Origin of the sequence: Streptomyces sp. NPDC093109, assembly GCF_040701725.1 — a bacterium.
Taxonomy (GTDB): Bacteria; Actinomycetota; Actinomycetes; order Streptomycetales; family Streptomycetaceae; genus Streptomyces.
Map to the genome: position 1 here is coordinate 440,343 of NZ_JBFBEZ010000001.1, position 13,702 is coordinate 454,044.

Annotated in this window: 10 protein-coding genes; 6 read left to right on the top strand and 4 right to left on the bottom strand. The window is 70.7% G+C overall.

All coding sequences use genetic code 11. The annotated features are described in order from the left end of the window. Window positions 1-51: 51 nt before the first annotated feature. Genes AB0389_RS01870 through AB0389_RS01885 form a run of 4 tightly spaced genes read left to right on the top strand, consistent with a single transcriptional unit; the run spans window position 52 to window position 5,339 of the window. Entirely contained in the window at window positions 52-870 is an 819-nt protein-coding gene (locus AB0389_RS01870; RefSeq protein WP_366393439.1) for a carbohydrate ABC transporter permease, read from the top strand. A gap of 42 nt (window positions 871-912) precedes the next feature. Beyond that, window positions 913-2,568, top strand: coding sequence for an extracellular solute-binding protein (locus AB0389_RS01875; protein ID WP_366393320.1), 1,656 nt, complete (start codon window positions 913-915; stop codon window positions 2,566-2,568). 6 nt (window positions 2,569-2,574) lie between these two features. Then, window positions 2,575-3,267: a hypothetical protein gene (locus AB0389_RS01880; protein ID WP_366393321.1), complete on the top strand. Its 693-nt coding sequence runs from the start codon at window positions 2,575-2,577 to the stop codon at window positions 3,265-3,267. Next, window positions 3,264-5,339, top strand: coding sequence for a beta-galactosidase (locus AB0389_RS01885; RefSeq protein ID WP_366393322.1), 2,076 nt, complete (start codon window positions 3,264-3,266; stop codon window positions 5,337-5,339). The genes AB0389_RS01880 and AB0389_RS01885 overlap by 4 nt, the downstream gene beginning before the upstream one ends. Here AB0389_RS01885 and AB0389_RS01890 read toward each other — a convergent pair. Next, window positions 5,301-7,328, bottom strand: a complete 2,028-nt coding sequence (locus AB0389_RS01890) for an alpha-glucuronidase (protein WP_366393323.1) — start codon at window positions 7,326-7,328, stop codon at window positions 5,301-5,303. The two genes, AB0389_RS01885 and AB0389_RS01890, sit on opposite strands and share 39 nt — an antisense overlap. Before the next feature lie 25 nt (window positions 7,329-7,353). After that, window positions 7,354-8,718, bottom strand: coding sequence for a glycoside hydrolase family 43 protein (locus tag AB0389_RS01895; protein WP_366393324.1), 1,365 nt, complete (start codon window positions 8,716-8,718; stop codon window positions 7,354-7,356). Between the two features lie 363 nt (window positions 8,719-9,081). Here AB0389_RS01895 and AB0389_RS01900 point away from each other — a divergent pair, with 363 nt between their 5' ends. Next, window positions 9,082-10,476 (top strand): MFS transporter, encoded by a 1,395-nt coding sequence (locus tag AB0389_RS01900; RefSeq protein WP_366393325.1) that lies wholly within the window; start codon window positions 9,082-9,084, stop codon window positions 10,474-10,476. Next, window positions 10,473-11,702 (top strand): FAD-dependent monooxygenase, encoded by a 1,230-nt coding sequence (locus AB0389_RS01905; RefSeq protein WP_366393326.1) that lies wholly within the window; start codon window positions 10,473-10,475, stop codon window positions 11,700-11,702. Before AB0389_RS01900 ends, AB0389_RS01905 begins: the two co-directional genes overlap by 4 nt. Before the next feature lie 40 nt (window positions 11,703-11,742). On the opposite strand, the gene AB0389_RS01910 is transcribed toward AB0389_RS01905, so the two are convergent. Both AB0389_RS01910 and AB0389_RS01915 read right to left on the bottom strand, forming a co-directional pair. After that, window positions 11,743-12,432 carry a response regulator transcription factor gene (locus AB0389_RS01910; RefSeq protein ID WP_366393327.1) on the bottom strand — a complete coding sequence of 230 codons (690 nt, stop codon included), beginning with the start codon at window positions 12,430-12,432 and terminating at the stop codon, window positions 11,743-11,745. Then, a complete protein-coding gene (locus tag AB0389_RS01915; RefSeq protein WP_366393328.1) occupies window positions 12,429-13,697 on the bottom strand; it encodes a sensor histidine kinase in 1,269 nt (422 codons plus the stop codon). The genes AB0389_RS01910 and AB0389_RS01915 overlap by 4 nt, the downstream gene beginning before the upstream one ends. Between the last annotated feature and the right edge of the window lie 5 nt (window positions 13,698-13,702).

Here is a 13,702-nt window from a genome sequence, read left to right on the forward strand (position 1 = left end):
GGCCGGCCGACGCGCGGCCTGCGGGTGTTCCAGGGGGTCAACGCGCTGATCATGACCGGTGTCGTGGTGGTGACCCTCTACCCGTTCCTCACCATCGTCGCGCGGTCGTTCAGCTCCGAGAGCAGCATCAGGGCCGGCGGGGTGAATCTGTGGCCGGAGGGCTTCAACCTCACCACGTACCGGATCGTCCTCGGGGACGGGATGTTCTGGCGGAACTACGGCAACACCGTCCTCTACACGGTCGTCGCCACCGCCGTCGCGATGGTCCTGACGACCTGTTACGCCTACGTCCTGTCGAAGAGGGACCTCAGGGGGCGCGGCGTCCTTGTCGGTGTCGCCGTGTTCACGATGTTCTTCTCCGGGGGGCTGATCCCCCACTACGTGCTGATCACCAGCCTCGGCATGAAGAACACGCTCTGGGCGGTGGTGATCCCGAACGCGATCAGTGTGTTCAACCTTCTGGTGATGAAGGCGTTCTTCGAGAGCCTGCCGGGCGAGCTGGAGGAGGCCGCGCAGATCGACGGCCTCGGCACGTACGGCATCCTGCTGCGGATCGTGCTGCCGCTGTCCAAGGCGGTCATCGCGACGATGGTGCTCTTCTACTCGGTGTCCTTCTGGAACTCCTGGTTCTCGGCGTTCCTCTACATGGACCGCACGGAGCTGATGCCGGTCACCGTCTATCTGCGCAATCTCATCGTGGGCGCCACGGGCGGGACCAACGCGGGGGCGAGTACGGAGCAGCTCACCCAGGTCGCCTCGAACATCCAGTCGGTCACCATCGTGCTCACCGCGCTGCCCATTCTCTGTGTGTACCCGTTCGTCCAGAGCTACTTCGTCTCCGGCGTCATGCTCGGCGCCGTCAAGGGCTGACCGCCACGTCCCGTACCCCACCTCCAGGACAAGGGAGTATCCGTGAAGAACTCCGGACAGCTGTCACGCCGCGGTCTGCTCGCCGCGGCGGGCTTCGCCGGGCTCGCCGCCCTCACCGGCTGCGGCGGCGGGAGCGAGGACGACGGGGGCTCCGCGGACCTGTCGAAGAAGCGGGCCGGCGCGATGGAGAAGTACGGCGTGGGCGACCAGTTCCTGGCGGCCTCGGCGCTCACCTTCCCGGTCCTGCACAACAACATGCCGAACTACCCGATGAAGGACTCCTGGCTCTTCTGGAAGGAGGTCACCAAGCGTACGAACGTCACCTTCAAACCGACGGCGGTGCCGAACAGCGACTACGAGAAGAAGCGCAGCCTGATGATCGGCGCGGGTGACGCGCCGTGGATCATTCCCAAGACCTACCACCCCCAGGAGGCCGCGTTCGTCTCCTCGGGCGCGGTCCTCCCGGTCAGCGAGTACACGCATCTCATGCCGAACTTCACGGCGAAGGTGAAGGCCTGGGGGCTGGCCGGCGAGCTCGACTCCATCCGCCAGTCCGACGGCCGGTTCTATCTGCTGCCCGGCCTGCACGAGAAGCCCAAGCCCGGCTACTCGCTGGCACTGCGCACCGATGTCCTGGAGCGGCTCGGCCTGGCGCTGCCGGGCACCTGGGACGAGGTCCGCGAGGTGCTCAGGGCGCTCAGGCGGGAGTACCCGGACCGCTATCCGTTCTCGGACCGGTGGAGCGTCCCCACCTACCCCGCGGGATCGCTGCTCAAGTACCTCTCCCGGGCGTACGGCACCAAGGGCGGCTGGGACTACGAGAACGTCACCTTCGACGCCGGGGCGGGCGAGTTCGTCTTCACCGGTGCCATGGACCAGTACCGGCAGATGCTCGACTTCCTGCACTCACTCTGCGCGGAGAAGCTGCTCGACCCGGAGAGCTTCACCCAGTCCGACGACGAGGCGGTGCGGAAACTGCTCTCCGAGAAGTCGTTCGTGATCAGCTCCAATCCGCAGGAGCTGGTGCAGAACTACCGCTACAACCTCGCCCGTCAGGTCAGGGGCGCCACCGTCGAGATGATCCCGATGCCGGTCGGCCCGGCCGGCGAGGTGATGGCCGACGGCCGGCTGGAGAACGGTGTCATGATCGCCGCCGCGGCGCTCAGGAGCGACCATTTCGTCGCGCTGATGCAGTTCGTGGACTGGCTCTGGTACTCCGACGCCGGACTGGAGTTCAGCAAGTACGGTGTCGAGGGCGTCACCTACACCCGTACCGGGCCCGGCCGGTACCGGGTCGCGGACGGCATCGGGCTCATGGGCACCCCGGCGGACGCCCCGAAGGACCTCCAGAAGGACTTCGGCTTCTCCAACGGTGTCTTCGCGTACGGCGGCAGCCGGGCGCTGGTCTCCTCGTCCTTCGCGGCGGACGAGCGGAAGTTCCAGGAGGCCATGGCGGGTTGGCGGCTGCTTCCTGTCGAGCCCGCCCATCCGCTGCGGGCGGAGGAGCAGGAGCAGGCCGTCCTCTGGGAGACCCCGCTGAAGGACCATGTGGCCCAGAACACCATGAAGTTCGCCCTCGGCAAGCGTCCCCTGTCCGAATGGGACACCTATCTCGGCGAGTTGAAGAGCAAGAACATGGAGCGGTACGTCGATCTGCACAACAAGGCGCATGAGCGCTTCCGGCGGGAGAAGGGCTGACCCGGCGTGTCACAGGTGAGCCCCACCGCGGGCCGTCTCTTCGGGGACGGCCCGCTCTCCCGCGCCGCCGCCCTGGTCCACACCCTGCTCACCGTGGAGGCGATGCTGCTCGTCGCGGCGTCGCCGGGCCTCCTGGTGCTGCTCGGTGCGGGCCGCACCCCCGCCGGTCTGCCGCTCGCCGCGCTCGGTCTGCTGCCGCTCGGCCCCGCGCTCGCCGCCGCCCTGTACGCGCTGCACCACCGGAGCCGTGATCTCACCGATCTGCACCCGGCCCGCGACTACTGGCGCGGCTGGCGGCTGAACGCCGGGCCCGCCCTGAAGGTGTGGGCGCCGCTGCTGGGCTGGCTCACCGTCATCGCCGTCTCCCTCACCCACTTCCCGGTCACCGGGCTGCCCGGCTGGTGGGCCGTGCTGCTGGCGGCGCTCGGCCTCGGCGGCCTGCTCTGGGGCGCGCACGCCCTGGTCCTGACCTCGCTCTTCGTCTTCCGCACGGCGGACACCTGCCGGCTCGCCGCGTACTACCTGTTCCGGCACGGCCGCAGCACGCTCGGCGCCGCCTCCCTGCTCGTCCTCGCGGCCGGCCTCACCCTGCTCGCCACCGAGGCCCTGCCCGCCCTGCTCGCCCCGCTTCTGCTGCTGTCCCTGCTGCACGCGGGCCGTCCGGTGATCACCGAGACCGAGGAGAGGTTCACCGTATGACTCCGCCCCCCACCGGCAAGATCCGCTACGGCGGCGACTACAACCCGGAGCAGTGGCCCGAGACCCTCCGGGACGAGGACCACCGGCTCTTCACCCGGGCCAGGATCGACACCCTCACCGTCGGTGTGTTCGTCTGGTCCCTCACCCAGCCCGCCGAGAACGTGTACGACTTCTCCGTCCTCGACGGCATCCTGGCGCGCGCCGCCGCCGAGGGCCGCCGGGTGTGCCTGGCCACCGGCACCGCCGCCCTCCCGCCGTGGCTGGCCCGCGCCCACCCCGAGGTCAACCGCACCGACTTCGAGGGCCGCCGCCACCGCTACGGACAGCGCCACAGCTTCTGCCCGAGCTCGCCCGTCTACCGGGCGGCGGCCGGCGCCCTCGCCGGCCGGCTCGCCGAGCGGTACGCGGGCCACCCGGCGCTGCTCGCCTGGCACATCGGCAACGAGTACGGCGGTGCCTGCTACTGCGAGCGGTGTGCCGCCGCCTTCCGTGGGTGGCTGCGTACTGCCCACGGCACCCTCGACGCCCTCAACGACGCCTGGTGCACCACCTTCTGGTCGCACCGGTACACCGACTGGGACGAGATCGAGCCGCCCAGCGCGCTCACCGAGCACTGGCGCGGACCCGACCACACCGCGTTCCAGGGCATCACCCTGGACTATCTGCGCTTCACCACCGACGCGCTCCTGGGCTGCTTCCTCACCGAGAAGACGGCGATCCGCGAGCACAGTCCTGACACCCCCGTCACCACCAATCTCATGGGGATGTACCGGCCGCTGGACTACCACCGCTGGGCGCCCCACCTCGACTTCGCCTCCTGGGACAGCTATCCGCCGCTGGACGCCCCGCCGTCCGTGGCCGCGCTCGGCCATGATCTGATGCGCGGCCTCAAGGACGGCGCCCCCTTCTGGCTGATGGAGCAGACCCCCTCCACCACGGCCTGCCGGGATGTCAACCCGCTGCGCCGCCCCGGTGAGCTGCGGCTGGCGAGCTGGCAGGCGGTGGCGCACGGCGCCGACGCAGTCCTCTACTTCCAGCTGCGCGCCTCGCGCGGCGCCTGCGAGAAGTACCACGGCGCCGTCATCGGCCACGCGGGCCGCGACGACACCCGGGTCTTCGGCGAAGTGAGCGAACTGGGAAGGGAGTTGGAGCTGCTGGGCGATATCTCGCTGGCCGCCCGCACCCCGGCCCGGGTCGCCCTCCTCTTCGACTGGGACAGCTGGTGGGCGCTGGAGATCTCCGACGGCCCCTCCCGGCTCGTCCGCTACCAGGAGCAGGTGCACACCTACTACCGGGCCGCCCGGGAGGCGGGGGCCGATGTCGATGTCGTCCCGGTGACCGCCGGGCTCGACGCGTACGACGTGGTCCTCGCGCCCACCCTGCACATGGTCAAGGGCGATCTCGCCGCCCGGCTGGAGGCGGTGGCCGCGCGCGGCGGCACGGTCCTCGCCACCTTCCTCTCCGGCCGTGTCGACGTACACGACCGGGCCTTTCTCGCCGATGTCCCCGGCCCGCTGGCCCCCCTGATGGGCATCCGGGTGGACGAGTGGGACGCCCGCCCGGCGGACACCGCCCACCCCGTCACCCTCGGCGGCGGAGAGGACCCTGCCCGGACCTCGGAAGCCGACGCGCGGCTGGTCTTCGAGATCGTCCTGCCCCGCGGCGCCGAACCGGTCGGCACGTACGGCGCCGACTTCTACGCGGGCACCCCGGCCGTCACCCGCCACCGCTTCGGGGCGGGCGAGGGCTGGTACGTCGCCACGGCCCTGGACCGGCCCGGTGTGGACCTGGTCGTACGCCGCGTCCTCGGCCGGCACGGTCTGATCGGCCCGTACGCCGACCGTCCGGCCGTGGAGAGCGCCACCCGGGTCGCCCCCGACGGAACACACCTGCACTTCCTCCTCAACCACGCGTCGGAACCGGCCCGGCTGACCGCCCATGTCACCGCCACCGACCTGCTGACGGGCAGACACATCGAACGGGGCGAGCCCCTCACCCTGGACCCGCGCGGTGTCGCGGTGCTGCGCGCCCGCTCAGTGGATCCGGCGGCCCCGCGCGTCCGGCACCCCTGACTTCCGGAAGAAGTAGCTGTTGATGTGGTCGCGCCACTCACGGGCGGAGCGGAGCTGCTCCTCGTAGCGCTCCGCCACCCGCGCGTGGCGCGCGCCGTCCACCAGGCCGGCGAGCGAGGCCCAGACGTCCCGCGCCGCCGCGGCCTCCGCCACGCCCTCGAAGTGGGTGTCGTAGATGTGCTGGATGACCGTCGTCCCGCTGTGCAGCACATGGCCGTACGGCACATGGTGGAAGAACAGCAGCAGTTCGTCCGGGCAGGTGGCCGTTGACTCGTACACCTTCGCCCACGGCTCGGCGTACTGCCCCGCGTATCCGGTGCCCGTGGCGCGGCTGCGGTCGACACCGACGCCGTCCCGGTCGGCGAAGTGGTAGGTGCCCCAGGGGCTGTACTCGTAGCCGTCCGCGCTCGGCCCGTAGTGGTGGCCCGGCTGGACCATGAAGCCCACACCGAGCGGCGCGGTGTACTTCTCGTACGTACGCCACGAGCCGCGCAGTACGGCGCGGAGCCCGGCCCGCAGGCGCTCCGGTTCGGGGCAGGCGTCCGGGGTGAAGGTCAGTTCGATCCACTCGTCCAGGACCGCGAGGGGGTCGGCGCCGGGCCGTACACCGAGCCGGCCGGCCGCGTACAGATTGGCCTGGGCGAGCGGGTGCCCGGTCCAGTACGGGTCGTCACCTGCGTTGGAGACGGCCACGAGCCCGCCGCGCGCCAGTTCGCCGACGGTGGGCGAGGCGCCGCCGCCGGGGCGGAAGCCGAGCGCCTCGCTCCACATCGGCGCGAGCGCGCACACGTGCCGCTGCTGGCCGGTGTACTCCTGGGTGGCCTGTATCTCCACCGCGATCCGGGTGCGCTCCATGGCGCCGATGACCGGGGAGACCGGCTCGCGCGGCTGGAAGTCCACCGGCCCGTGCTTGACCTGGAGGACGGCGTTGTCGCGGAAGGCGCCGTCGAGCGGTACGAAGTGGTCGTACGCGGCGCGCGCCCGGTCCGTCGTGCGGTCCCGCCAGTCCTGGCGGTGGTTGTAGACGAAGGCCCGCCAGTACACGGTGCCGCCGTGCGGGGCGAGCGCGTCGGCGAGCAGGTTCGCGCCGTCCGCGTGGCTGCGGCCGTAGGCGAAGGGGCCCGGCTGCCCCTCGGAGTCGGCCTTCACCACGTATCCGCCGAAGTCCGGGATCGCCGCGTACACCCGTGCGGTGGCCGCGGCCCACCAGGCGCGTACCGACGTGTCCAGCGGATCGGCCGTGGCGAGTCCGCCGAGCACGAGGGGCGCGGCGAAGGTGACCGCCAGATGGGTGCGGATCCCGTAGGGCCGCAGCGCGTCCGCGAGGCCGCCGACCTCCCCGATCCGGTCGGTCAGCAGGTGTGCCTCGGCCGTGTGCACATTGACGTTGTTGACGCAGACGGCGTTGATGCCGCAGGCCGCGAGCAGCCGCCCGTACGCCCGCACCCGGTCGAGGCCGCCGCGCGCCCGGCCGTCGCGCCAGAACAGCGAGCCGCCCGCGTAGCCGCGCTCCACCTGGCCCATCACCGGGTGGACGGCCACGTTGTCCCAGTGGTTCAGCATGCGGGTGGCCGACGCGGGGCGGTGTGTTTCGGGCGCCCGGTCGGCGCCGAACGCCGCCTCGCCGAGGCGGACCACATGGAACAGCCCCTGGAGCAGCCCGCGCCCGCCCGCGCCGCTCACCGTGGTCAGGCCGCGCTCCCGCACCAGGGTGAACGCCTCGTCGTCGGCCTTGTTCTCCGGCTCGTCGAGGCACAGCAGCAGGTCGTACGGCCGGTCGTCCGCCTCCGGTACCGGGCCCGCCGACCGCGCGACCGTACCGCCGAACTCCGCGCAGGCCGCGGCCACTTCGCCGTGCACGGTGTCGGTCGGGGCGCCGGTGCCGCACACGAGGACGTGCCGGGAGCCGAGTGCGCGGAACGCCTCGGGCGGCAGCCACGCGGGGTCGGCGTCCGTGCGCGGTACGGGACGGGCGGCGGGAGCGGTCACGGGTTCCCCTCGGCTGGTGAGGCGGTCAGGACCAGGCGGTGACGGCCGTGAAGGAGCTGTCGGCGAGGAAGGTGGCCGTGGCCTGGTAAGGGTCCACTCTCAGCTCGTAGTTGTAGTGGCGCAGATAGCGGCCCGGGTAGTTGTACGACTCCAGCCGGACCGATCCGGCGGCCGATCCCGGCCGGGCGCAGTACGTCGCGTCCCTGCCGAACACGCCCGTGCCGTCGGTGGTGTCGAAGCGGATCCGGAAGTCCCAGTGCCGCAGATAGCGGCCGGAGGTGTCGCGGAACGAGTAGCAGTTCGCGTCGGCCAGGCCGGGCACGACGGTGAGTGTCGCGCTCTGCTTCACGGCGGTGGTACTGGCCGAGGTCACCGGGTCCGTGTAGCCGAGGCCGTCCGACCGTACGACGGCGTAGCGCTCGGGGTAGTTGACGGACTGGAGGGAGCGGGTGGTGTTCAGCGGCAGGGTGACACCGCCGGCGACCGTCTCCTTGAGCACGGTGAGATGGCGGACGGTCCCGGTCAGGCCGGGCAGTTCGGCGGGGGTGGACCAGGTGGCGAAGTTGTCGTAGCTGTCGCTGAAGAAGTACTTTCCGGCGCCGTAGCCGTCGAAGTAGATCCGCCAGCCGCCGTTGTCGAGCTGTACCAGCGCCGGGCCCTCGCGGTACGAGCCCCAGCCGGCCCAGTCGCCCGTCTTCCGGAGGGTGTACGGGCCGGTGAGGCTGGTGGCGGTGGCGTACTCGATGTACTTGGTCGTCTCGTTCTTGGTGAACGCGTGGTAGGTGGAGCCGACCTTGACGAGGAAGGTGTCGATGTAGTTGGGGCTGATGCCGCTCAGCACCGTGGGCGAACTCCAGGCGGTCAGAGCGGAGTTGGTGGCGGTGAGCTTGTACGGCGTGAAGATGTACTCGCCGCCGGCGGTGGTGGACGCCGACAGGATGATGTTGACACTGCCGTCGGTGTCGACGAACCACTCCGGGGCCCAGGTGCGGGCCAGACCGCTGATGGGGACGGTGTAGTCGTACAGGAAGGTCCAGTTGAGGCGGTCGGTGGAGCGGGCGAAGCCGATGGTGGTGCTCAGCGCGGACCAGGTGCGGGTGGTGTAGGTGAGGTAGTAGTAGCCGTCGGTGTGTCTGAAGACGCTGGGGTCACGGATCAGCCCGGACGGCGGCGTGTAGGCCGGGCCGCTGCGCAGGGTGAAGCCGGTGGCGTCGGGCGAGTCGTACACGTACATGTTCGACTCGTTGGCGTTGGTGAACGCGGTCATCGTGTACCGCGTCGCCTGCCCGGCGGGCGGCGCCGCCGCGGAGGCGCTGCCCGTGGCGGGCAGGCCCAGCAGGGCGAGCGCCATGACCAGCAGGGTGAGCAGGGGCCTGGTGGATCTCTTCAACACGTCCTCCGCTTGCTTTGTGCGGTATGTCGAACGGCGTGCGCAGCTTCGACCAGAAGATAGATAAGCGCTATGTACACGTCAATCGTTCGGACGCGATTGGTGCCGCGACGCCGCGCGGTCCCGTGGTGGCCGGGGCCCGTGGTGCCTGAGCACCAGGACAGGTGAGCGGCTGGTCCGGGAGCACCAGAAGAAGACGGCGGTTGGGGACGATGCCCGGCGGGGCGCCGGAGGGGAGTGTGGGAGCCGCGTGAGCCTCGCGCATTTCCCCCTGCCCGGCGGCAGTGGGGAGGAACAGCGCGATCCGTCCCCCTTCGAGCAGATCCACGCACGTACTCGCACCCAACGATGAGAAGGACGCCCATGTCCGAAGTCACGGTCTCCCCGGCCCGTATCGGGAAGCTGTCGATCGGTGCCCTCGGCATCTTGGCACTCGCCCTCGGCACCATGCAGGCAGTGGTGGAGCCCGCGCTCCCGCTGCTCCAACGCGAGCTGGAGGTCAGTCCTGCCGAAGGGGCGCTCATCGGCAACGCGCTGCTCATCACCGGCGCGGTCATCACCCCCGTAGCGGGCAAACTCGGCGACCGCTACGGCGGAAAACGGGTGCTGCTCCGGCTGATGGCCGTGGTCTCGGCCGGTGGTCTGCTGTCCAGCCTGGCGCCGAACCTGCCGGTGCTGTTACTCGGTCAGGTACTGCAGGGCGCCATGGTGGGTGCGCTGCCCCTCTCCTTCATCCTGGTACGCAGACACCTCCCGACCGCACAGTCACAGGTCGCGATCGGGCTGGTCGTCGCGTTGTTCACGGGCGGCGGCATCGTGGGAACACTGCTTGCCGGACCGATCTCGGAAAGAGTGTCCTGGCACTGGATGTTCGCGCTGCCGACGATCGCGATCATCGCGACGACGCTGGTCGTGATCCGGGTGATGCCGCATGATCCCCCGACCTCGGACGAGAAGATCGACTGGCCCGGCGTGGTGCTGCTGAGCGGCACACTGCTCGCGTTCATGCTCGGGCTCGTGACGGTGACGAGGGACGGCGGCCTGCCGCCACTCGGGATCGGTGCCATCGCGGTGGCCGTGGCCGCCCTCGCGAGCGGATGGGTCGCCGTCGAGCGCCGGGCGGCCTCGCCGATGGTCGATCTGCGCATGCTGGCGAAGCCGGCGATGTGGCACGCTTGCGTGCTCACCTTCGTCATCACCGCCAGTTTCGGGATGGTGTCCTTTCTGCTCCCGCAGCTGTTCGGGGTATCGGCCGACGGGTACGGATTCGGTGCCGATACAACCGACATCGGACTGTTCCTGCTGCCCGGCGCCATCGCCGGGGCGGCGAGCGATTCGGTCGGCGGGATCGCGGCGCGGCGTTTCGGTCCGCGGGCCGTGATCGTCGTGGGCACCGTCGTCACCGCGGCCACGCTGCTCGCCCTGGCGGCGCTGCACACCCAGGAGTGGCAGCTCGTCGTCGCGAAGGTGCTCATCGCGTTCGCGGCGGGCATCGGTGCCACGGCGTTGCTCTCCAGCACCGCCACCGCAGTCGCGACCAAGGACACCGGTGTCGCCACCGGCCTGCTCGTGGTGACACGCGTGATCGGCGCCGCCCTGGGAGCCCAGGTCGGCGGCGCGATCCTCTCCTCCGGGGCCGACCCGATGACGGGTCTGCCGCACGAATCGGCCTTCGTCACAGGTTTCGCCATGGCCGGTCTCGTCGCCGCCCTGTCACTGCTCTTTGTCCACTTCACGAAGGAAGAAGCCCAGGCATGACACCTACCGGAGTACCGATGAACGTGAGTACTACCGCGAAGCGCACCGTTCTGATCTCCGGGGCCAGCATCTCCGGTCCCGCGCTGGCGTACTGGCTGCACCGATCCGGATTCGCGGTCACCGTGGTGGAGAAGGCCGGCGCACTGCGCGCCGGTGGCTATCCGATCGACATCCGCGGTACCGCGACAGAGGTGGTCCGGCGGATGGGGATACTGCCGCGGCTGCGGGCCGCGCACATCGACTCGCTTCGCTGTACGTTCCTCGACGCCGACGGCGGTGAAGTCACCTCGCTCACCCCGAGCGCCGTTGCCGGCGGTGTCGAGGGACAGGACCTCGAAGTGCGTCGCGGAGATCTGGCCGCGGCCCTCTACGCGACGGTCCGCGACGACGTGGAGTTCCTGTTCGACGACTCCATCGCCACCCTCGACCAGTCCGGACACGGGGTCGACATCGTTTTCCACAGCGGGCAGCAGCGCACGTTCGACGTGGTGGTCGGCGCCGACGGTATGCACTCCCACACCCGGGAATCCCTGTTCGGCCCCGAAGAACAGTTCCACCGCTACCTCGGCCACTGCTTCGCCATATTCACCATGCCGAACACCTTCGGGCTCTCCCGCGAGCTCATGATGTGGAACACCCCGGGGAGGACCGCGGCCCTCTACGCCGTCGGGGACGACGACGAGCTGCACGCCTTCCTCAACTTTCACCAGCCGGAACCGCCGTTCGACGCCCTCCGGAACCCCGACGCCCAACGGGACCTGGTCGCCTCGGTCTTCGCGGGCGCGGGATGGCGGGTCCCCGGCATGGTCAGCGCCATGCGTGACGCGGACGACCTGTTCTTCGACACGGCCGGTCAGATCCGCATGCCCCGCTGGTCCATCGGCCGGGTCGCGCTCGTCGGCGACGCCGCGTACGCGCCCTCGTTCCTCACCGGACAAGGATCGAGTCTCGCGCTGGCCGGTGCCTATATGCTCGCCGACGCCCTGGCCACGCACCGGGACCACACCGCGGCCTTCACCGCGTACGAACGCGGCGTTCGCGCGTTCGTCAACATGAATCAGGCGCTGGTCGACAACGGCGCGGCCACCCTCTTCCCCACCACGGTGCCGGCCCTGGAGCAGCGCAACACCAGGCTGCGCGCCCTCGCCGCCCTGCCCTCGGCGCCGGCACGACCGGCCCACTCGGCCCTTGTGCTGCCCGACATGCGCCACGGTGCCGTGAGCTGATACGGCACCCGCGGGACGGGTCGGTGTGCGCGGTACCGGACTACGGCAGGCGCCCGGTACCGCCGCCGGGGGCGGCCCGGGCCAGGCCCGTCCGGTAGGCGATGACGACGAGTTGCGCCCGGTCGCGGGCCTCCAGTTTCGTCATCGCGCGCTGTACGTGGGCGCGGACGGTGAAGGGGCTGAGGAACATCTGCTCGGCGATCTCCTGGTTGGACAGGCCGGTCGCGACCAGAGCCACCATCTCGCGTTCGCGCGGGGTGAGCACCGCGAGTTCGGGGTGGTGCGGCGTGGCCGCGTCCGGCGTGGCCAGGAAGCGGGCGACCAAGGAGCTGGTCGCGGCAGGCGACAGAAGAGTGTCGCCGTCGGCGATCGTGCGCACGGCGTGCAGCAGGGCCTCGACCCCGATGCCCTTGCCGATGAAGCCGCCGGCTCCCGCGCGCAGCGCCTGGGCGACGTACTCGTCGGTCTCGTACGTGGTGAGGATCAGGATGCGGCTGGCCCGCAGTTCCGGGTCCGCGCAGATCTCCGACGTGGCGGTGAGACCGTCCACCTCGGGCATACGAATGTCCATGATCACCACGTCCGGGCGCAGCTCCCTGGTGAGTCTCACCGCCTCCCTGCCGTCGGCGGCCTCGCCGACCACGGTGATGTCGGCGGCCGTGTCAAGGAGCATCCTGAAGGCACCGCGCAGCAGGGCCTGGTCGTCGGCGAGCAGCACTCGGAGCGTCACGGCGTGTCCCCCGCCTTTCCGTCAGCCGTCCGCGTCGTGTCCCTGGCGGGCGGGAGGGGCAATTGGGTGGAGACGCGGAAGCCGCCCTCCGGGCGCCTGCCCGCGACGAGGTGTCCCCCGACCGCGGTGGCACGCTCACGCATCCCGATCAGGCCGTAACCGGGTGGACGGTCCGGCAGTGTGAACGCTCCTGGCCCCCGACGGGCATCCCACCCGTCGTCGGCGATGGTGATGATCACGTGATCGCGGCTCCAGACGAGGTACACCCGGGCGCTACCGCTTCCGGCGTGTTTGGTCACGTTGGTCAAGGCCTCCTGGACGATGCGGTAGGCGGTGAGGTCCACTCCCGGCGGCAGCGGCCTGGCAGCGCCCTCCTGGTGGACCGACACCTCAAGACCCGCGCGGCGGAAGGACTCGAGGAGCGTGGGAAGCCGGGAGAGTCCGGGCGCCGGTTCGGCCGGTGTGGCCGCGTCCCCGGACTGACGCAGCAGACCGACCGTGGCCCGCAGTTCGTCGAGCGCGTGACCGGTGGTCTCGACGATCTCTTTCAGGCTCGTGCGGGTCTGCTCCGGGCGGGCGTCGAAGAGATGGGCGGCGACCATCGCCTGGGCGTTGGCCAGGGTGATCTGGTGGGCCACGAGGTCATGCAGTTCCCTGGCGATGCGCACCCGTTCGTCGGCCACTCGCCTGCGCGCCTCGCTGTCCCGGCTCTCCTCGGCCCGCAGGGCCCGCTCCTCCACGCCCGCCAGATAGGCCCGTCGGTTCTGCACCGAGTGACCGAGTACGCCGGCCACCAGTGGGGACGCCGCCACCGCTCCCATCCTGCTCGCGTCCTGCCACGAGAGGTCCCCGAACAAGGGGGTGGAGATGACCAGCAGCGCCGCGGAGGTGCCCAGCAGCGCCGCGGAGGTGAACGGCACCACGCTCGCCACGCGCCGTTCGGTGCGCGTGGCGAGCGAGTAGGAGTAGGCGGCGATCAGGGCGGGGGCCACGATGAGCGGGCTCACCAGGAAGCCCAGGGGCTGCGCCAGCACACCGCACGCGGTCGTGGCCGCCATGGCGGCCAGGGGCGCCCGGTGCCGTATCGGCAGCACGGCGCTGGACACCATGGCGATGAGGTAGGCGGCGGCAGGCGGCGACGCCGGCGTGCCGTCGGCCCGCATCACGCCACCCACCACACAGACCACGAACGCCGTCGCTACGATCGCCCCCTCCCGCGACCACGTGCTCCGTGGTCGCGGGCCGTCTCCCCCCGTGTCCGTCATGGCCG